Origin of the sequence: Algoriphagus iocasae, from assembly GCF_014206875.1 — a bacterium.
Lineage (GTDB): Bacteria > Bacteroidota > Bacteroidia > Cytophagales > Cyclobacteriaceae > Algoriphagus > Algoriphagus iocasae.
Genome location: NZ_JACIJO010000001.1, coordinates 274,436 through 295,163 on the forward strand (window position 1 = coordinate 274,436; position 20,728 = coordinate 295,163).

Consider the following 20,728-nt stretch of genomic DNA (forward strand, 5'->3'; position numbering starts at 1 on the left):
CTTAGTCGCGCAAAGTACGCCTATAAAATGAGATTTCTCTTTACTCTTTTCATTTGTTTTGGTCTGGTGAGTCTGGTATCTGCCCAGAGTTTTAAGTACAATCTTCAGCCAAAAGGAGTAAAGTTGCCTGTTCAGGTGGTTTTGCAGGCAGAGCAGGACACTTTGGGAAGGATGTGGTTTGCCACTCCTGTCGGCATTTACTATTCAGATGGAATTGAGACCTATTCTCTTCCGGATTCATTGGTTAGCGAGTTTAATTACCGCATGTCCATACACAAAGATGCGGATGGACTGATCTGGATCTATAATGCCACCGGGCTTCCCAAAATTATGAAAGGGGGCTATGGTTCCTGGGAGTTTGTGGATTTTGAGGTGATGTTCAATGAAAAATTCAGTTCCGGAATCAAGTTTTTCTCCATAGGTAAAGGGTCGGAAAAGGAATTTTTTCTTGATACCAAGTACGATTTTCTTCACTGGAAAAATGAAAGTAAGCCCAGTCAACTGATTGAAAGGAATTTTGATGAAGAAGGTGATTTAGGGTCAGTGGAATCGGTCACTGGTAAACCGTATCTCTATTTTGAAAAAGGGGTGTTTACTTTAGATAACGGAGAGATTTCACCAGTAAAATTAGAAGGAATACCACTGCCTTCGCCACCATTTCTGGTTAAGCGGAACGTAAATGACCAATTGTATTATTTTCTGGGCAGGGAATATCTGGCAGTGGGGAAAGACCCCTTCCATCCCGAGCAATTTCTCGATCGGAGTTTTTCGGATCAGGAGTATTCTTCCCTTGATTACTATGATTTATTCTTTGATGGAGACGCTATCTTTTATCATTTCAATTCGCAACTTCTCAAATATTCCAGGGTTAATAGATTTCCCTTAAAAGTAGATCTCAGTAGTGAGTTAAGGGCATATGCCATCAATAAAGCCCTGATGGATAGGGAAGGGATCCTTTGGGTAGCTACCAACAGGGGACTTGTGAATTTTCACAGTCTGGCATTTCAGAACTATGGCCTGGGGGTCAGTTCACTTCTAGGGGAGGAAGTCTCAGCTATCGGTAGTCTTGGCAATGGGGAATACCTTTTTGGGTTCAATAACGGGATACAAAAATATTCCCAATTGGAAGTAAAAACCCTGCATAGGGATCCTTACCCGGAAGGGAACCCCGAAAATAGGATAATCAATTTTTCAAACGACGGGAAAGGGACTGTTTGGTTTTCTTCCAATTGGGCAGGGGTAGGGAAATATGATATCAAAAGAGAGAGGATCAGCCTGATCGACCCTCCTGAAGGTGTGAATATTTCCTTTGTGAAAGTGGAAGGAGATTCATTGATCATTACAGGTCCGGAAAATCTCTACCTGTCGACCATAAGCAGTCCTCCCTCTTCTATTTATTCCAATGACATCCGAAATGAAATTGAGGCACTGGTGCAAAGCAGCGTTATCTATATGCGAAAAGCAGGCAAGCTTTCCGATGGTCGTCTGATCATCGTGAAAGCTGGACAAAACGCCACCGGAAAACCCTTCCATGAGAACAGAAGAATGTTGATTTCCAATGGGTACGACTATTTGGAACTGGCTCCTGACAGCATACTTTTTGGAACAGAGTCTGGATTGAAGCTCTTTTATAAAAATGAAATCAAGCCTTTTCAAATAAATGGTGAAGTCATTTCCAGGCCTGTTTATGCTATGTTGAAAGACAGCCAAGACCGGATTTGGGCTGGGACTGATGACGGTGTCTTTCTGATAGAAAATAACGAGCTGCATCATTTCAACGAGAAAAATGGATTGGTAGGAAATGAATTGAATAGAGGCGCACTTCTGGAAGGGACCAATGGAAGGATTCTGGTGGGCACCATGAAGGGATTTTCTCTGTTTTTCTCCGGAGAAAACTACTCGCTGGACCAGGCTCCCAATGTGATGTTGCATGATCTTGTTCTGGATTCCAAAAGGGTGAAAATCACTACTGAACTGAGAATCCCATATTCCCAAAATTCATTTGAAGTAGATTATTCCGCCATTGGATTTAATGAAACAAAAGATCTTTGGGTCCATTATAGGCTGGATCAAGATGAGGAATGGAGAATCATCAAAGATCCGAAATCCACTGTTTTATTTCTCTCAAACCTTCCTTTTGGGAAGTATCAACTGGAACTGAAAGCTTCTTATGAGGGAGACAATATCTCAGATGTAATCGTTTCTCCCCCTTTTGAAATATTGAAACCAGTCTATCTCCAGACTTGGTTTATTGTCCTGTTAGTGCTGTTTTTCATAGGATTGGGTGTCCTGATCAATACCATTTACCAGCAAATCCGAAAAGTGGGAGTGCTGAAGAGTGCTTTTGATCAAAAGTCAAAGGAGAAACAAATCGCAGAAGTGCAATTCAAAAATGTTTGGAGCAGTTCCAAAGATGGATTGATCCTTACTTTGGATGGTGAGAAAATCGTCACGGCAAACCCGAGCTTCGCCCAGTTGGTGAATTCGGATGTTGCCACTTTGGAAAATTCCAATGTGGTAGATCTTTTCAGCTATGAGGGATATTTTACAAAGTACATCAAGTCATTTTTAAAAAGGGTTTTGAAAAGGAGAAATACAGGATTTACCTATGAAAGTACTGTGCCCTGGAAATCGGGGAATCTTGAAATGGAAGTTTTTTCCATTTTGATCCAAGAGAATTTTGAAGGTAAGAATTTGATTTTAAGTGTGTTCAGGGATGTTTCTTCAAAGAAAGCCATTGAGCAGAAACTCCGGGATGCCAAAGAAAAAGCAGAACAGGCAAACAGGTATAAATCCAGTATGTTGTCGAACATCAGCCATGAAATACGGACTCCGTTAAACGGGATATTAGGTGGCACGGAACATATCATGATGATGAGAAAGGACGATGAAGAATTGATTTCCCAGTTGGATATTATCCTTCAAAGCAGCGAAAGGTTACTCAATACCATCACCTCCTTGCTGGACATAGCCAAAATAGAAGCCAATAAAATGCATGTGGAATATTCGGATGTCGACATCAATGAGTTTATGGCCACGATTATTTCCCCTTTAAAAAATCTGGCAAACCGTAAAGGATTGAGCTTAAAACTGAGCTTTTTAAAGCAGCCGTTTTATGGTAAAATAGACAAGCGCTTTATGGAAATGATCCTTAATAATATCGTCAGCAATGCCTTGAAATATACAGATCATGGTGCAATCCATATGACCGTGGATAAGCGTAAAAGCAATATTCTCATTTCGATAGAAGACTCCGGAGTTGGGATGTCCGAGGATTTTCTAAAAAAAGCTTTTAAGCCATTTGAGCAGGAAAGTACCGGGAATCAGAGACTTTATGAAGGTACAGGATTGGGTCTGAGTATCACCAAAAATCTGGTTGCGCTCCTAAACGGCGAAATCCTTTTGCAGAGCACAAAAAACGCAGGTACGCTTGTGACCATAGAAATCCCCTTGCCAGAATAATTTATTTCGTATTTTCAGTTTTGAATCCCATAAAAATCCACCCAGCAACTCATGTTTAGTCTTAAAATTCTTATTGTAGAGGATGATTCTGTTTCCGCTTTATTGTTACAAAGAGCTCTCGAAAAAAACAATCATGACATCATAGGGATTGCAGATTCTGGGGAGAAAGCCCTTGATATTCTGGAGAATAACATCGCAGATATAGTGATGATGGATATCAATCTTGCAGGGGAATTGGATGGGATTAAAACCACAGAAATCGTCAATGAGAAATACGATATTCCGGTAGTTTATCTGAGTGCCAGTTCGGATGCTGAGACTTTAAATAAGGTAGTTGGCACCAATCCTAGTGCCTATGTGATCAAGCCATTTAATATCAGGGAACTGAATATGGTGATTGAATTGGCAATTTTTAAGGATAGAAAAGAAAAAGAACTTCAGAAATTAAATAATGAACTGGAGGAAAAAGTAAGGCAAAGAACTGCTGATCTCCATGAAGCCAATAAGGAATTGACCAAATCTCTCGAAAAAGAGCGAGAGATCAATGAGCTGAAATCCAGGATTGTTTTGAATGTTTCACATGGGTTCAAAACTCCTTTGACATCGATTTTGAGTTCTGCCCAATTGCTTCAGATCTATGCTGAAAAAGATCATCCATTTAAAGTGAAAATTGCAAAGCATGCCACGAAGATTGAAAACTCGGTGAGGGCGCTTAATAATCTTCTGACCAGTGTGTTGTTCTTTGGTAAAGCGGATGCAGACAAGATGGTGTTTAAGCCTAAGAAAATGTTTCTCGGAGCTTTTGTTAAGGAGGTTTTGGATACCGTAAAAGCGGGAATTGAAAACAACGTAACCATCAAAACTACCCTAGGAAACCTGCCGAAGACTATTACCTCAGATTATGATCTGCTCTATCAGGTTTTTGAAAACCTGCTTTCCAATTCAGTGAAATACTCAAAAGAAGGACAGTCTGTTAGTTTCCAGCTAGATTTTGAAGACAATCATTTGAAAGCGACTTTTACAGATCATGGAATTGGTATTCCTCCTAAGGAACAGAGCAAGTTATTTGATCGTTTTTTCAGAGCGCATAACGTCGGGATTATTGAAGGTTCCGGTTTAGGACTTTCGATTGTCAAAAAATGCGTGGAGGTTTTAAAAGGAGAGATTACCTTTGAAAGTGTAGAAAATAAAGGAACCACTTTTTACGTGTCAATTCCTGTAAATTAATATGCTATTAAAGACAAGCGATTTAGCTTTTACTCATCCAGGTCAAAAGACCATTCAATTTGAAAACATCCAACTGGAATCCGGAGAAAGCCTTTTGATTTTAGGTAAATCCGGTAGTGGTAAGACCACTCTTCTGAATTTATTGGCAGGATTAGCAAAGCCTGACAAAGGAGAAATTTTGATGGAAGGACTTGAGCTCTCTAAGCTGACAGGACAAAAACTGGATCTTTTTCGCGGTCAAAACATCGGAATTGTATTTCAAAAGCCACATTTGCTGGCACCTCTTTCGGTGATTGAAAATCTGAAAATGGCTAATTTTTTCAGCAAAAAAAGGAATAATAAGCTTAGCCAGATTTTAGAGGATCTAGGCTTGGCGCAAAAAAAAAATGCCTCGGTTCTGACATTGAGTGAAGGAGAAGCGCAGCGGGTTTCCATAGCCAGAGCTTTGGCAAATGAGCCGAAATTGATTTTGGCGGATGAGCCCACTTCAAGTCTAGATGATGAAAATACCCTGAAAGTGATCAAATTATTGCAAGATCAGGCAAAGAAGATCGGAGCAGGTTTGATCATCGTCACTCATGATCAGCGTGTCAAGAATCATATTTCGAAATTTATAGAAGTCAAAGCCTCATGAATTTATTCAAACTCAGCTGGAAATATTTGACTTTTAGACCCTTTTCGACAGGCTTAAATGTGCTTTTATTGGCCTTGGGTCTGGCGATCATTACTGTTCTTTTGCTGATGCAGGATCAGCTAGAAAAGAAAATGAATGAGGATGCCGAGGGGATTGATTTGGTCGTTGGTGCAAAAGGGAGTCCATTGCAACTTATATTATCAAGTGTATATCATATCGATTTTCCGACAGGAAATATTTCTCTGGATGAGGCAAAAAATCTCTCAAGAAACAGGTTGGTAAAAAGTACCATTCCTTTGGCATTGGGAGATAATTATCAGGGGTTCCGCATAGTCGGTACCAATCTGGATTATCTGGAATTATACAAAACTGAGTTTGAAACAGGGCAGGCTTGGGCCAAACCATTTGAAGTTGTTTTGGGGGCTGAAGTTGCTCAAAAACTAGGATTAAAAACCGGAGACCAATTTTTGGGAAGCCATGGGATCAGTGAAGGAAGTCATGATCATGATGCCAATTATTTTGTGGTTACTGGAGTGCTAAAGCCGAAAGGAAATGTGGTGGATAGATTGATTTTGACCAGTATTGAGTCCGTTTGGCTAACCCATGAAGAGGAAGAAGAGGAGGAAGGAGCTGAACATTCAGAGGAATTGGAGTCAACTGAAATCACTCTTCATGGCCTGCCAAGCAGTGATAGCCCAAAGGAAATTACAACGCTTTTAATCCAGTATAGAAATCCAATGGCTGCCATCCAGCTTCCACGACTTGTCAATGCCAGAACTAATATGCAGGCAGCTTCTCCGACTTTTGAGATGTCCAGACTTTTTGAGTTACTTGGCGTTGGGATTAGTATGCTAAAAGGATTGGCATTTGTGTTAATTGGGATCTCTGGAATAGGGATTTTTATCGCTCTTTATAATTCTTTGAAAGATAGAAAATACGATCTGGCCATTCTTCGCGCCATTGGTGCATCTAGATTTCAACTGCTTCAGATGATCTTTTTGGAAGGAATTCTGCTGACTTTCTTTGGAGCGATTTTGGGGATTTTGATTGGTCATGGCTTTCTGGATTTGATCATTAGACAAAATCAGACAGGCGTAATGACAAGTATCCAGCCATGGATTTTCTTAAAAGCAGAACTTTGGATAGTAGTTTATGCGTTAATGGTGGGAGTTTTAGCCTCTTTGATACCTGCTTTTACAGCTTATCAAACAAGTATTGCAAAGCAATTGACAAAGGCTTAACTAGCAGAAGATTTAAAAATGATGGTGAAAATGATGAAGAAAATAATTTTTGGTTTGGCGGCTTTGGTCTTGTTAGGTACAGTGACTGCAAATGCTCAAGACAAGAATGTTTGGAAAAGTCTGTCAGACGTTTCTTATAAAGTGAGTAAGGATAACTTCGGTGAATTGTACGTTCCTGTGTTTTCTGAAGAATCAAAGAAACTGGAAGGTACAGTGGTTGAGGCGGATGGATATATTATTCCTTTTGAGGGAATGTTTAAGCCTGAGCATATTATTCTTTCGAGTTTGCCTTTGGCAGAATGCTTCTTTTGTGGTTCGGGTGGACCTGAGACAGTGATGGAAGTCATGCTTACCGATCCGATTAAATACACTTCCAAGAGAGTAAAAGTGAGAGGGAAGTTGGTGCTAAATGGCAATGATCCTGAGAAACTGATGTATATTCTCAAAGAGGCAAAGCTTGTTTCAGAATAAATAACTTTCTAAAAAAATTAAAGCCTTCGATTCAAAAATCAATTCTGAATCGAAGGCTTTTTTATTGATGGAAACTGAATTCGTAATCGGAAATAAGTCGGTCTCAGGATACAGTTACTTCTTTTTCTAAAGCTTTGAATTTTTCTAAAATACCCATTGAAACAGGTCCTGGATTTCCATTCCCAATTAAATGATCATCAATTTGGGTTACAGGAAGTAGGATTTTAGTGGTGCTTGTGATGAATGCTTCATCGGCAGCCAAAGATTCCTCCAGCGTTACCGGTCTGATTTCCACTTTGTCAATCAATTTTAAGACATGCTTTCTTGTGATTCCCAATAAGATGTCTTTGTCTGGAGTGATGACCGTTCCATCTTTGACAATAAAGAAATTACTTCGGGAGCTTTCACTTACAATTCCATTTTTATGATAGAGCACATCTTCTGCACCTTCTTTTTTCCAGCGGATACTATCCCAAACTGGTAGTGCATAGTTTGTGGTTTTGATATCTGCCAAAGGTCTGACATAATCCAATCCCAATAACTTAATGCCTTTATTATATTTTTCTTCGCTTGGGAAAAGTAAGGTTTCCGGAAAAATAAACAGCTTTCCTTCTGCTGGGGAAAAATGGTTTTCCGAAAGTCCACCACTCAAAAGCATTCTAAAACCACCTTGCTCCATGTCATTTTTATCCGTTAATTCCTTCACAATCGACTTTAATTCTTTACGGGAATAAGGTAATGGAAGGAAGGTTTTTTCGGCAGAACCTATAAATCGATCAAGGTAAGAATCTAAGAAAAGTGGTTGATAATTTACTGACCTGAAAAAATCAAATATCCCGTAACCCCGGATAAAGCCTAGGTCCATTGGATGAATTTTGGCAGTGGATGAATCGACTATTTCTCCGTCAGCAAAGCAGAATGGTTTCATGTGGTTTGATTTTATTTACTCAAAAATACAGGATCATTTTTTAATTCCAGTAACATTTTAAAACCTCTTAATCTTTTAGATTTAAAATAGAATAAATAGTATATTTGGGGTGATTACACCACTTATCATGACTAGACGAATTCCTTTTTTAATTATTGCTCTGTTATTTATTCTAAGTTCCTGTGGCCCTAACTTAAGGGAAGAAAATCTTAAACTTCGGGAGGAAATAATCGGCTATCATGACGAAGTGATGCCTTTGATGGGGAAGTTGAAAACCCTTGAGAAAGAGGCTGTTCAGACTATTGAAAAGCTGGAGAAAGAAGAAAATCCCGATTCTGAAAAAATAGTGGAACTCAAAGCTTTAGCTGTCGACTTAAATGCCGCCTATGAAGGGATGTTTGATTGGATGCATGGATACGATGTTACAGACGGTGATATGACTCAAGAAGAATTAAAAGTCTATCTGGAGGATCAGCTGGTCAAAGTAAAAGAAGTAAATAAGCAGTTTAAGGAAGTGTTGGATAGATCTGAAAAACTCTTGGGTGATTAAAATTCGGGTTTAGTCCGAAGATAATTTTCCACATCCACGGAGGTGATTTTACCCTCATCCATTCCCCAAATATTATAGAGATAGGTGCTGATTTGGGAAATTTCCAATGGAGTCAGCTTCGGGCTTGCAGGCATTTCCTGATCATATATTTTTCCATTCACTGTGATTTCACCCTTTTGACCATATTTAATAATCCAGACGGTTCTGTGAATACTTTCCTTGAAATAGTCAGAATTTTTTATTGGCGGGATCAAATTTCCTAAACCTTCTCCATTGCTTTGATGACAATTACCACAGTGATTTTCATAGATTTTCTTTCCTGCGATTGCGTACTTCATCACCTCAGGATCTGAAATCTTTGCCAGTGTGTTATCCTCATCAGAAGATTTTGGAGCACAGGCGAAAAGAGAGGAAATCAAAATGACGAAATGGATGTATTTCATTCTCCTAAAATCTTTGGAATGTCATTGATCAATCGATCCACCTGATCGGTTTTGGTTCCGTCATATACTCCTCTGATTCTTCCTTTTTGATCGATCAATAAAAATGCACCACTGTGAAGAAAACCACCAGCTTCATTTTGGTCTTCCATCGCGGTAGTCAGGTAACTGGTCTGTCCAATTTCAAATATTTTTTCGGAATCACCTGTTAGAAAATTCCAGGTAGAGGCATCTGGAATACCCAATTTTACTGAATAGTCTTTCAATTCTTCCTGAGTGTCATGCTTTGGATCAATAGTATGACTTAGGATTTTGAAATTAGGATTGCCTTTGTAAGTGTCATAAACACGAAGCATTTCCTTTTTCATGATAGGGCAAATCGTAGGGCATGTAGTAAAGAAAAAATCTGCCACATATACTTTTCCAGCTACGTCTTCATTACTGATTGTATCTCCATCTTGGTTGACAAATGCAAAATCCGCGATGGTATGATACACGGTGTCTTTCAGGATTTTTCCTTCAATCTCAATGTCATTGACATGAAAGTTACCTAAAATCGGTAATGGTCCAGATTGTTCTTCTGCAGCAGGTTTGCATTGCCAGCAAAGCACAGCAAGTAATGAAATGGCAGGGATGCTAATTTTGAATTTCATGAGATCATGAATTTTTATTTCTGTATTTTTTATAAAGTCGAATTGCAATCATCAAGGTGATTCCTAAACCGATTAATCCTAATACTCCCCAAACCATACTCAGAGTATTTTTGAGAACGATAAGGAAAACGATGGCAAACAACAACAAAGTGGATGCCTCGTTCCATATCCTCAACTGAGTTGAAGTCCATCTGGTTCTTCCGGATTGTAATTCTTTGAATAATTTATGGCAGCCAAAATGGTATCCATAAAGTAAGATTACGAAAGCCAGTTTGGCCTGCATAAATCCCATTTCCAGATACCCAATTCTGTAACTCAATACCCATGTTCCCAGTATCAAAGTGAGGATCGCTGAGGGCCAGGTAATGATGTACCATAATCTGGATGCCATCAAATCAAGTTGAGGTTTTAGGATGTCTCTTTCATTTTCGGGACGCTCCATAGCCTCCGTCTGATAGATGAATAATCGGACGATATAGAAAAGCCCTGCAAACCAGGTGACTACAAAAATGATATGTAAGGCTTTGATGTACTCGAAACCCATTGTCAGAATTTTCGGCTAAATTAAGGCCTAAACCTCGTAAACCCGCTATACTTCTTGAAAAGCTCTAAATTCATTTTCTATTTATTGGCATTATTGGTTCTGATTCTGGTCGTTTGGATCGGAAAAGAAAGCTTTACCCAACCAGGACTGGAACAGTTTGAAGGAAAATACAAGCCTTTGTCCAGCTATCGAAATGAAAATAATACCGGTCCAGTAGTTCGGATTATCACTGTGAAAGCATTGGATTCAAACACTGACTGGATGAGGTCTTTTGGTGATTTTCAGCCGCACACTAAATATGGACGGACAATGGTCTTTTTCTTTTCAAAGGAAATCGATCAGGAAATTAATCTTTCGCCAACAGAACCCTACTTTACATCAGGACTGAAACCATATGTCTTAGCTACCTATGAAAAAGGCCCTATGGGCGATGTGAAATTTATAGAAGGCTATCCAAAATGAAAAGGAGACTCGATTTACAGGAATATAAAGAAGGAGTCCTTTCAGGAAACCGCATGATTTTAAGCCAGGCGATTACCTTGGTGGAAAGTAATTTGGAATCAGATCTGGCTTTAGCTTCTCTATTAGTTCAGGAGATTCTTCCTTATACAGGCAACTCATTAAGAATAGGAATTACCGGTTCTCCAGGAGTAGGTAAAAGTACTTTTATCGAGGCTTTTGGGAGCATGATTTTAGAAAAGGGGAAGAAATTAGCTGTGCTCGCAGTTGACCCAAGCAGCCAGAAAAGTAAAGGGAGCATTTTGGGTGATAAAACCCGGATGGAGAAACTTTCTGCAAACAAGAAAGCATTCATTCGTCCTAGCCCAGCTGGCCAGACTCTCGGTGGAGTTGCTGCGAAATCCAGGGAAGCGATGTTGCTTTGCGAAGCTGCAGGTTTCGATGTGATTTTGGTAGAAACAGTGGGAGTAGGACAATCAGAAACCTCCGTTAAAAACATGGTCGATTTTTTCCTGTTGCTGGTACTTGCTGGGGCAGGTGATGAGCTCCAAGGTATTAAAAAAGGTATCATGGAAATGGCAGATGGGATTTTGATTCATAAGGCAGATGGAGATAATCTAGCTGAAGCAAAAAAAGCCAAAGCGAATTACCAGAATGCATTGCATCTTTTTCCAGCATCGGAGAGCGGTTGGACTGTTCCTGTTTTAACAGCCTCCTCCATGTCCAAAATTGGCTTGGAAGAAGTGTGGAAAATGATCTCATCCTATGAGGCAATCACCTTGGAATCTGGATTTAAAGAAAAAAACCGAGCAGATCAGCGCTTGAAATGGTTAGACGAAAACCTCCAATACCTCCTAGGGAATAGATTCTCAGAACATCCGAAAATTAAATCTAAACTTCAGGCAGAGCGCATAAAAATTCAAAATGGAGAGGTCAGTCCATTAGCTTTGGCCAGAGAATTGATCGCTATGTTTTTTGAACCGACTAATTAATTTACCATGAGAACTGCCTCCATCTTTTGCCTATTGGTCCTTTTGTCTTGCTCAAAACCGAAAGAAGAAGCTCAACAATTATCATTTTCTGATCAGAATTTCACGACCGAGAGTTGTGTAGGTGAGGATTGCGCAACTGTAAAAATCAATTGGCCGGTAGCATCAGAGTCAGAAGTTGGGGATAAAATAAATGCAGCGGTATTAAATCGATTAATGGCGTATTTCCGGCAGGATACAGTTTTTGATGGGATGGAAGCCGCAGCACAAGATTTTGTGAAGTCGTATGAAGATTTCAAAAAAGATTTTCCTGATGCGCCTGGTGCTTGGGCGATAGAAATAAATGTGAATAAGTCCTATGAGTCCGATAGTTTGATTTGCTTGAAATTTTCAGAATACGAATTTATGGGAGGGGCACATCCTAATTCAAGTGTGAATTATATGACTTTCAGTAAGTCCAATGGATTTCATTTGATCGAAGATCAATTTATCCTGGATAAGGAAAAATTATTAGGATTGACGAAGCAGGCATTCCGTCAATACCATGATGTCAAAGAAGGTGTTTCGTTAGAAGAAGATGATCGCTTCTTTTTACCTGAAGAAGGATTTTTTCTGCCTAATGCGGTGGGCTATGAGGGGGATAGTTTGAAACTCACCTATATTCCATACGAGATAGGACCTTATGTGATGGGATATACCGAGTTGGGATTTAGTCTGAAAGAATTGGATGGGATCGTGAAAAAGTAAAATTGAAAATCTTAATAAGATCTCATTTTAAACTTCTTTTTCAATTCATTCACAGCATTTCGGAAAGAACTATCAGTTTCCATCAAGTCATTTACTGTTTGTACAGCATGGATGACAGTGGAGTGATCTCTTCCACCAAAGTGATAGCCGATTGATTTTAAGGAATGATTGGTGAATTCCTTTGAAAAGTACATGGCAACTTGTCTCGCAACCACAATTTCTTTCTTTCGGGTTTTTGCTTTTAGATCGTCTAAAGCAATTCCGTAATATTCAGAAACTGTTTTTTGGATGTAATCGATGCCAACTTCTGTCTCGATGTCCTTGATGATATTTTTCATCACGGTTTTGGCAAGTTCCAGACTGATCTCAACTCTGCTCAAGGAAGCATGAGCGATCAATGAAATTAGGATTCCTTCCAGTTCACGGACATTTGTATCAACTGTATAAGCCAAATATTCCACCACATCGTCAGGGATGAAAATGCCTTCAGATTGCATTTTACGGCGAATAATTGCCACTCTGGTTTCGAAATCAGGCATTTGCAAATCTGCAGTCAAACCCCATTTGAAACGGGAAAGCAAACGCTCTTCCAGACCCTTCAAATCCCTAGGAGGACAATCGGAAGTCATGATGATTTGCTTTTTATTTTGATGCAAGTGGTTAAAAATATGGAAGAACATCTCTTGAGTTCTGTCCTTTCCAGCCAAAAACTGGATATCATCAATGATCAGGACGTCTACTTGCATATAGAAATTGGTAAAGCTTTTCACGTTGCCATCTTTGATGGAATCCATGAACTGGTTTACGAACTTTTCTGAAGAGACATAAAGTACAAACTTATCTTCAGGACCATTTTTGATCTCGTTTCCGATCGCCTGCACCAAGTGAGTTTTTCCCAATCCCACTCCACCATACACCATTAATGGGTTGAAAGAAGTGATTCCTGGTTTTGTAGCGACTGCAAATCCTGCAGATCGTGCCAAGCGGTTACAATCACCTTCAATGTATGCGCTGAAAGTATAATTCGGATTCAGATTGCTTTTGGTCAAAGCTTCTGCATCCAAGCTTTTCATTTCAAAAGGAGTTCTTTGCTCCTCTGCTTGTGTCGGAGCTCCTTTTTTACCATTATTTCCCTGAGGATAAGAAACTACATAAGGCTGGTTGGAGGAATTACCACGGTCTACCACCACGGCATACTCGAGTCTTCCACCTTGGCCTAAAGTCGTTTTAATCGCAAGTTTTAAAACCTGCACGTAATTATCTTCCAGCCACTCGTAGAAAAATTGACTAGGTACCTGGATCGTTAAATTGGTGCCTTCGAGTTTAACTGGATTGATCGGCTTAAACCAAGTTGAAAAGCTCTGCTCATTGACGTGTTGTTCTATGACACGTAAACATTCATTCCAAACGGCGCTAGCTTCTGAACTCATTAGAGAAGATTTCTGAAAATCTGATGGAACCTGAAATTACAGGGGCATCAAATTTGGAGAAAATTCAGTTAAATAAAAAATCCAAGTTGACTTGAAAAAGTGATTTTTTAATCATTCTTATTTTAACTCGAAAATCAAAATTTCCAATAAAAATTGAGCCTACCAGGAGAGAAATAATCCATAAATTTTCAAAAAAATATCTCAAAAATGATTTTTGGTTTTATTTAAAACTGATTATCAGTGGTTTAATGGTTTTGATGAAAGTCAATTTTCTCATTAATTATTGAATTGATGTCTTTCGTCAGCAATTGGTTATTTTTGAATAGAACAAATTGATTTCTAAAATCAGAAAATATAAACCCACTATGACAAAGGATAATTTTTATGATTTTCCTAAAGTAAGTAAATCCGAATGGGAAAAGCTTGTGCGGATGGACTTAAAAGGAAAAGATTATAGCCAGACTTTAGTAAATAAAGTTTGGGGAGAACTCAACACCATGCCTTTTTACACTTTAGAAGATTTGCCTGGAGAAATAAGTCAGGAAAGTTTTCATGAAAAGGCTAAGCTACCGGGTTTTTCACCAAGAATTTGGAATAACGCAGTTTCCATTTTTCCGCAAGATGAAAAAAAGGGAAATCAGGAAATTTTATTGGCTTTAGAGAATGGTGCGGATGCGTTGGTTCTTCATTTGACAGGTCTTGAAAATTTGAATGAACTTCTAAAAGGTGTGATGACCGAGTTTATTCAGATTTATTTCAAACCGCTTGATTCTCCTAGAATTCTGTATAATCAGATCATCGATTGGATAGAAAAATTACACATCAAACCATCCATGCTTTCTGGTGCTGTACTTTGGTCTCCTTGTGTAGAAATGTTTCATTCAGATGCTGATTTTGAAGAGAATGTCCAGGTTGGAGCTGAAATGATTGATCGATTTTCTGAATTCAGAGAGTTTTTCCCGATGACTTTGGATAGTTCTATTTATGCGAATTCCGGAGCGAATGGGATCCAGCAATGTTTTTTGGGGGTAGGGGAAATGATTGAATTGATGGATTCCTTTATCAAAAAGGCAGTTTCACCAGCGATGATTTTAGAGAATTTTGCTTTTCATCTTGCTGTCGGAGAATTGTTCTTTCCTGAAATAGTCAAACTGAAAGCGTTTCGAAGATTGTTGGTAGAACTCGCTGCCAATATGGGACAGCAAATCGATGGAGAGTCTCTTCATTTTATCATCTCAACCAGCATATGGAGTAAATCATTATTGGATAAAAATTCAAATTTGATCCGACAGACTTATGAGGCTATGGCAGCGGTGATGGGAGGCGCAAATTCACTTTGGGTTCGTCCTGTCCAAGAGGGGAAAGCTACCAAATTGGAAAAAAGGATTGCCAGAAACGTCAGTACAATTTTAAAGGAGGAATCTTATCTGGACAAAGTAATGGATCCTGCCTCGGGTTCTTATTTCTTGGAAAACCTAGAAAATGATCTCGTTAAGATGGTTCTGGAAAAGCTAGAAAAATTAGAAGATGATGGAGGATGGTTAAAGAATTTTCAATCTCGATCCATCCATAACTTGGTCAAACATGAGCGGGAAAAAGTGCAGAATAAATTGCTTTCAGCTGAATCAGTAAAAGTTGGAGCAAATAAGTATGTGTTAAAGGGATCATCTGAATCGGATGCGCAATTTGAAGAAATTGAGGAAAAGGAATTTGAGCTGAAGCTGACAAGAGCAACTTATTTATTGGAAAAAGAAAACCTGAAAAACTCATGAGACCAAATATTAAAAACTGGAAAAGTGTCAGTCCGGAGAGAGAAAAGCAGGTTTCTGAAGACATTTGGGAATCTCCTGAGCAGATAAAAATACCATCCGAATTCGATTCTGAAAAAGTACTGAGCCTTCCTCATCTTCACTTTGCTGCTGGAATTCCTCCCTATTTGAGAGGTCCATACAGTACGATGTACAGCATGCGTCCCTGGACGATCCGCCAATATGCAGGATTTAGTACGGCGGAGGAATCCAATGCTTTTTATAGAAGAAATTTGGCCGCAGGCCAAAAAGGATTGTCTGTTGCTTTTGATTTAGCAACGCATAGAGGCTATGATTCTGATCACCCAAGGGTAGTTGGAGATGTGGGGAAAGCGGGAGTTGCCATTGATTCTGTGGAGGATATGAAAATCCTTTTTGATCAGATACCATTAGATCAGATGTCGGTTTCCATGACCATGAATGGAGCTGTAATTCCTATTTTGGCTTTCTATATCGTCGCTGCTGAGGAACAAGGAGTGAAGCCTGAACAATTGAGCGGAACGATCCAGAATGATATTTTGAAGGAGTTTATGGTGAGAAATACCTATATCTATCCGCCTCAACCTTCTATGAAAATCATTGCGGATATTTTTGAGTTTACGGCACAGAAGATGCCAAAATTCAATTCCATTTCGATTTCTGGGTATCACATGCAGGAAGCAGGTGCTACTGCAGATTTGGAATTGGCCTATACACTTGCTGATGGCTGGGAATATTTAAAAACCGGAGTCAAAGCCGGTTTGGATATTGATGATTTTGCTCCCCGGCTTTCATTCTTTTGGGCGATAGGGATGAATTATTTTATGGAGGTCGCCAAAATGAGAGCAGGAAGATTGCTCTGGGCGAAGATTGTCCAAAAATTTAATCCCAAATCCAATAAATCGCTTGCTCTTCGGACGCATTGCCAGACTTCCGGTTGGTCACTCACAGAACAAGATCCTTTTAATAATGTGACGAGAACTGCGGTGGAAGCAATGGCAGCGGTGATGGGACATACCCAATCGTTGCATACCAATTCTTTGGACGAGGCAATTGCTTTGCCGACAGATTTTTCTGCAAGAATTGCCAGAAATACACAGTTGATTCTTCAGGAAGAGTTGGGAATCACCAAAGTAGTGGATCCATGGGGAGGCTCATTGTATGTTGAGTATTTGACTGATCAATTGGCTAAGAAAGCTTGGGAATTGATCGAAGAGGTGGAGGAACTTGGAGGAATGGCCAAAGCGATTGAATCAGGATTGCCAAAGTTGAGAATCGAGGAGGCAGCAGCAAAAAAGCAAGCGAGGATTGATAGCGGTAAGGATATCATTGTAGGTGTGAACAGATATCAGATTGAAGAAGAATCTGAAATTGAAGTGAGAGATGTCGATAATCAGGCTGTTCGTGAGTCTCAGATAGCCAGATTAGAGAAAATTAAGAAGGAGAGAAATTCGGATGAAGTAGTCAAAAGCTTGAAAGCATTAACTGAATCTGCAAAAAGTGGAAAGGGTAATTTACTGGAATTAGCTATTGAAGCAGCAGGAAAAAGGGCTACTTTAGGTGAGATTTCCTTTGCATTGGAGGAAGTTTTTGGAAGACATCAAGCTCAAACCAAGTCCATTACAGGAGTTTATGCATCAGAAGTGAAAAATCAGGAATCTTTTAAGAAAGCCATCGCTCTTTCCGATCAATTTGCTGAAATGGAAGGAAGAAGACCAAGGATTATGGTTGCTAAAATGGGCCAGGATGGACATGATCGAGGGGCAAAAGTAATTGCTACAGGTTTTGCTGACCTTGGATTCGATGTGGATATCGGGCCACTTTTTCAGACTCCTGAGGAGGTTGCCGAGCAAGCCATTGAAAATGATGTGCATGTCGTTGGGGCTTCATCTTTGGCCGCAGGCCATAAAACACTGGTGCCTCAATTGATCGAGGCTTTGAAGAAACTGGGCAGACCAGATATCATGGTGGTAGCGGGCGGTGTTATTCCAGCAAAAGATTACGATTTTCTTTTCAATGCGGGAGTGGCAGATGTTTTTGGACCAGGTACGGTACTTTCCGAAGCAGCGGTAAAAATCCTTACTATGTTGATGGCAGACTGAAATTAGCAATGAAAAAAACCTCCAATCCTTTTCGATTTAATCAGGCAATAAGTTTTCTGATTCTATCGGGTGTCCTTTTGTTTTCCTGCGAAAAAAACATCGAAAAGGATAACTCAAAAGAGAAGCTTGCTGATGAAATGGAGCTTCACTTGAAAACGGAAGTTCTGGATAAGTGGTATCCGCAATCCATGGATACAGTGGATGGAGGTTTTTTGAGCAATTTCACCTATGATTTTCAACCTGGAGAAAAACAGGAGAAAATGATTGTTACCCAGTCCCGGCATGTTTGGACAAATGCAAAAGCTTCGAAAAAATATCCTGAGATTGATTATTTCAAAATAGGGGCTGCTCATGGATTCGAATTCTTGAAAACTCAAATGTGGGATGCCGAAAATGGAGGTTTCTATTGGCTGGTTGATAAGCAAGGGAATCCAATTGGGGACCCCATGAAAACAGCCTATGGGAATGCTTTTGGGATTTTTGCTTTGGCTGCATATTATGACGCTTCAAAGGATGAATCTGCCCTGGAAATGGCGAAAGAGGCTTTTTATTGGCTTGACACTCATGCTCATGATTCTATTAATGGTGGATACTATCAACATTTGACAGCAGATGGAACTCCAATTTCGAGGCCTTCCACCACTCCATCTACTTCTGATTTGGGATACAAGGATCAAAATAGCTCAATTCATATTTTGGAGGCATTTACGGAACTGTACCATGTTTGGCCAGATCCTCTTTTGAAGGAGAGGTTGGAAGAAATGCTGTTCTTAATCCGTGATCAGATCGTCACAGAAAAAGGCTATTTAACCTTGTTTTTGTTACCGGATTGGACGCCAGTGACATTTGTAGATTCTACGGAGGAAGTAATTTTAGCTCATCATCAACTGGACCATGTTTCTTTTGGTCATGATGTTGAAACTGGATTTTTGATGATTGAGGCTTCGGAAGCCCTTGGCTTGGAGAACGATCAAAAGACCCATGAAATCGCTAAAAAGATGATTGATCATGCCTTGGAAAATGGCTGGGATGAATCCGTTGGAGGTTTTTATGATGAGGGTTATTATTTCAATACTGGTTTTCGGATTACACATGATACCAAAAATTGGTGGGCTCAGGCGGAAGGAATGAATGCACTTTTGCTGATGGCCGAGCTATATCCAAATGACCCTCACCAATATTTTGAAAAATTCCTTAAACTCTGGGAGTATACGGATACCTATTTAATTGACCATGAAAATGGGGATTGGTACTCGGGAGGGTTGGATAAGCAACCTGAATTAAAGACCGTGGGAAAAGGAAATATCTGGAAAAGTATTTATCACCATTACAGGTCTTTGGATCATTGCATTTCACGTCTGAGAGAAATGGCTGAATCCGAGGATTCTTGATCTACTCAGCTAGAAAATATTGTGATCAGTTGAGATCAATTTCCATTTCCAACAAAGCATAACTCAAGGATTTTCCATGTGTATCCATGGCAATAGAAGTCGTTACGCCAGTTCCCAAAGAATCCTGACAAATAAATTGGATTGCCTTTAACTCAGGCAGAACAAAGCGTTTGATCTCGCCTTTGAGCTGATGGCTCAAATGAGCTTTTACGCTTTCTTCGGTTACATTTTTGACCAATTTCTCAAAATTAATTGGGTCATAAGGAATCAATGAAAGCAATAAGGTATTCCCCTTGTCCCCAGCTCTTCCGTGAGCGATTTTAGAGAGTTTTGTTTTCATATCAATTAGATTCAAGTAGAGTTAGTTTTGGAGAAATTAAATCACGATCCATAAGAATAGAAACCACGCCCATTAATTGGTGGGTGTATTTTCTAGCGCCACCGCCTCCGGCAGGACCATTTGTGTACAAAGCTTCCACTTCTTCACCTACTAGCGTAGAAAGTGCAGGGTCTTGGGTTTTTCCTGCTACTCGTAAGCGTACTTCATAGGGAGTAGAATCTTTGGAGAGCTCCAGACCATGAAGAGAGGATACTCCAATGTAGTCAACTCGGAATTCGTCGAAGGCTTTTGAGATTCTCTTTTCAATAATCTCTCCAGCTAGAAAAGCTCTTTCTTTTGCGTTTGCTCCGGCATATGAAATTTCACCTTCGCTTAGATATCCGGCATCATATCCTACTGAAACTTTTAAGGTTTGGGGTGCTGGTTTGCCATTTCCTCCAGATATTCTGATTTGATTTTTACCGATTTCCTCAATTTGAACTTTCGAAAAATCTGCAATGACATCAGGGGTGTAATAGGCAAAAGGATCCAAAACTTCGTAAAGCAATTGTTCCTTGGCAGTTTGGGTGTTAATCAAACCTCCTGTTCCGTCTACTTTTCTGATGATTCCTGTTCCATCCTTTGAAACTTCTAAAATGGGATGTCCTAAAATGTCCATGTCAGGAACAGGCTTGACAACAGGATCCGCAAAGTATCCTCCCGTGATTTGACCGGCACATTCCATCAAATGGCCTAAAACGGTTCCCTGACCAAGCAAGGTGGAGTTCATTAGATCCCAACCGAATTCATTGACTATGGGAGCTAGAAACAAGGAAGGATCGGCTACTCTTCCAGTTAAAATAATGTCTGCATCGGTTTCCAAAGCCGGAATTATCGCATCAATTCCCAAATAAGCATTGGCAGAAACTATAGAAGAATAGGAAGAAAGCGGAACTCCCGATTCTAAAGTTTTCTCTTCTCGGTTTAACTGATTAAAAACATCATCACCATGGACAATCGCTACTTTTATTCTCAGGCCAAGTTGATCAGCAATTTCAATGATTTTTTTACCACCTTCCAAAGGATTTGCTGCTCCCATATTGGTGATCAGCCGAACCTTATTTTTGATCAGAATAGGAAGTAATCTTTTGATTCTTCTTTCAAGCAAGGGGTCATATCCAAGGAGAGGATTTTCTTTTTTTCTTTTCTGTGCCAAAGAAATCGTTCGCTCAGCCAGGCATTCTAAAACCAAATAGTCCAAGTTTCCTTTTTCGGCTAAGATCTCTGATGGTTCTAATCTATCCCCGGAAAATCCTGCTCCACATCCGATTCTAATTTTTTCCTTTCCCATTTT

The 20,728-nt window shown here is 39.7% G+C and carries 19 protein-coding genes; 12 read left to right on the plus strand and 7 right to left on the minus strand.

The features are described from left to right. Positions 1 to 27 precede the first annotated feature (27 nt). Genes FHS59_RS01205 through FHS59_RS01225 form a run of 5 tightly spaced genes read left to right on the plus strand, consistent with a single transcriptional unit; the run spans position 28 to position 7,035 of the window. Positions 28 to 3,462 (plus strand): sensor histidine kinase, encoded by a 3,435-nt coding sequence (locus FHS59_RS01205; RefSeq protein ID WP_184492591.1) that lies wholly within the window; start codon positions 28 to 30, stop codon positions 3,460 to 3,462. Between the two features lie 51 nt (positions 3,463 to 3,513). Next, positions 3,514 to 4,689: a hybrid sensor histidine kinase/response regulator gene (locus tag FHS59_RS01210; protein ID WP_184492592.1), complete on the plus strand. Its 1,176-nt coding sequence runs from the start codon at positions 3,514 to 3,516 to the stop codon at positions 4,687 to 4,689. 1 nt (position 4,690) lies between these two features. Beyond that, positions 4,691 to 5,323 (plus strand): ABC transporter ATP-binding protein, encoded by a 633-nt coding sequence (locus FHS59_RS01215; RefSeq protein ID WP_184492593.1) that lies wholly within the window; start codon positions 4,691 to 4,693, stop codon positions 5,321 to 5,323. Continuing rightward, positions 5,320 to 6,564, plus strand: coding sequence for an ABC transporter permease (locus tag FHS59_RS01220; RefSeq protein ID WP_184492594.1), 1,245 nt, complete (start codon positions 5,320 to 5,322; stop codon positions 6,562 to 6,564). Before FHS59_RS01215 ends, FHS59_RS01220 begins: the two co-directional genes overlap by 4 nt. A gap of 33 nt (positions 6,565 to 6,597) precedes the next feature. After that, entirely contained in the window at positions 6,598 to 7,035 is a 438-nt protein-coding gene (locus tag FHS59_RS01225) for a hypothetical protein (RefSeq protein WP_184494454.1), read from the plus strand. Positions 7,036 to 7,138: 103 nt separating this feature from the next. Here FHS59_RS01225 and FHS59_RS01230 read toward each other — a convergent pair whose 3' ends face one another. Then, entirely contained in the window at positions 7,139 to 7,963 is an 825-nt protein-coding gene (locus tag FHS59_RS01230) for an aminotransferase class IV (protein ID WP_184492595.1), read from the minus strand. A 127-nt stretch (positions 7,964 to 8,090) separates the two neighbouring features. On the opposite strand from FHS59_RS01230, the gene FHS59_RS01235 reads away from it, so the two are divergent. Continuing rightward, positions 8,091 to 8,513: a hypothetical protein gene (locus FHS59_RS01235; protein ID WP_184492596.1), complete on the plus strand. Its 423-nt coding sequence runs from the start codon at positions 8,091 to 8,093 to the stop codon at positions 8,511 to 8,513. Here the strand turns inward: FHS59_RS01235 and FHS59_RS01240 are convergent. From FHS59_RS01240 to FHS59_RS01250, 3 genes are read right to left on the minus strand one after another with little or no spacing between them, the layout of a single operon-like run. Next, complete coding sequence (locus tag FHS59_RS01240; RefSeq protein ID WP_184492597.1) at positions 8,510 to 8,956, minus strand: c-type cytochrome; 447 nt, start codon at positions 8,954 to 8,956, stop codon at positions 8,510 to 8,512. The two genes, FHS59_RS01235 and FHS59_RS01240, sit on opposite strands and share 4 nt — an antisense overlap. Continuing rightward, the gene (locus FHS59_RS01245; RefSeq protein ID WP_184492598.1) at positions 8,953 to 9,606 is read right to left on the minus strand and encodes an SCO family protein; all 654 of its coding nucleotides are present in this window, start codon (positions 9,604 to 9,606) and stop codon (positions 8,953 to 8,955) included. Before FHS59_RS01245 ends, FHS59_RS01240 begins: the two co-directional genes overlap by 4 nt. 4 nt (positions 9,607 to 9,610) lie before the next feature. Further along, positions 9,611 to 10,150: a CopD family protein gene (locus FHS59_RS01250; RefSeq protein WP_184492599.1), complete on the minus strand. Its 540-nt coding sequence runs from the start codon at positions 10,148 to 10,150 to the stop codon at positions 9,611 to 9,613. Between the two features lie 54 nt (positions 10,151 to 10,204). Between FHS59_RS01250 and FHS59_RS01255 the strand changes: the two genes are divergently transcribed. The 3 genes from FHS59_RS01255 to FHS59_RS01265 are packed head-to-tail and all read left to right on the plus strand — an operon-like array spanning position 10,205 to position 12,345. Further along, a complete protein-coding gene (locus FHS59_RS01255) occupies positions 10,205 to 10,612 on the plus strand; it encodes a hypothetical protein (RefSeq protein ID WP_184492600.1) in 408 nt (135 codons plus the stop codon). Then, positions 10,609 to 11,601 (plus strand): methylmalonyl Co-A mutase-associated GTPase MeaB, encoded by a 993-nt coding sequence (gene meaB, locus FHS59_RS01260; RefSeq protein ID WP_184492601.1) that lies wholly within the window; start codon positions 10,609 to 10,611, stop codon positions 11,599 to 11,601. The genes FHS59_RS01255 and meaB overlap by 4 nt, the downstream gene beginning before the upstream one ends. Before the next feature lie 6 nt (positions 11,602 to 11,607). Then, positions 11,608 to 12,345, plus strand: a complete 738-nt coding sequence (locus tag FHS59_RS01265) for a PdaC/SigV domain-containing protein (protein WP_184492602.1) — start codon at positions 11,608 to 11,610, stop codon at positions 12,343 to 12,345. Between the two features lie 11 nt (positions 12,346 to 12,356). Here FHS59_RS01265 and dnaA read toward each other — a convergent pair whose 3' ends face one another. Next, positions 12,357 to 13,775 carry a chromosomal replication initiator protein DnaA gene (gene dnaA, locus FHS59_RS01270; RefSeq protein WP_184492603.1) on the minus strand — a complete coding sequence of 473 codons (1,419 nt, stop codon included), beginning with the start codon at positions 13,773 to 13,775 and terminating at the stop codon, positions 12,357 to 12,359. Positions 13,776 to 14,140: 365 nt separating this feature from the next. On the opposite strand from dnaA, the gene FHS59_RS01275 reads away from it, so the two are divergent. The 3 genes from FHS59_RS01275 to FHS59_RS01285 are packed head-to-tail and all read left to right on the plus strand — an operon-like array spanning position 14,141 to position 19,055. Continuing rightward, positions 14,141 to 15,547 carry a methylmalonyl-CoA mutase family protein gene (locus tag FHS59_RS01275; protein WP_184492604.1) on the plus strand — a complete coding sequence of 469 codons (1,407 nt, stop codon included), beginning with the start codon at positions 14,141 to 14,143 and terminating at the stop codon, positions 15,545 to 15,547. Further along, positions 15,544 to 17,664, plus strand: coding sequence for a methylmalonyl-CoA mutase (gene scpA, locus FHS59_RS01280; RefSeq protein WP_184492605.1), 2,121 nt, complete (start codon positions 15,544 to 15,546; stop codon positions 17,662 to 17,664). Before FHS59_RS01275 ends, scpA begins: the two co-directional genes overlap by 4 nt. An 8-nt stretch (positions 17,665 to 17,672) precedes the next feature. Continuing rightward, entirely contained in the window at positions 17,673 to 19,055 is a 1,383-nt protein-coding gene (locus FHS59_RS01285) for an AGE family epimerase/isomerase (RefSeq protein WP_184492606.1), read from the plus strand. 25 nt (positions 19,056 to 19,080) lie between these two features. Here the strand turns inward: FHS59_RS01285 and FHS59_RS01290 are convergent, their stop codons facing one another. Together FHS59_RS01290 and FHS59_RS01295 are read right to left on the minus strand one after the other, a co-directional pair. Then, positions 19,081 to 19,395, minus strand: a complete 315-nt coding sequence (locus tag FHS59_RS01290) for an AtuA-related protein (RefSeq protein ID WP_184492607.1) — start codon at positions 19,393 to 19,395, stop codon at positions 19,081 to 19,083. 1 nt (position 19,396) lies between these two features. Further along, positions 19,397 to 20,725, minus strand: a complete 1,329-nt coding sequence (locus FHS59_RS01295) for an acyclic terpene utilization AtuA family protein (protein ID WP_184492608.1) — start codon at positions 20,723 to 20,725, stop codon at positions 19,397 to 19,399. Positions 20,726 to 20,728: the final 3 nt, after the last annotated feature.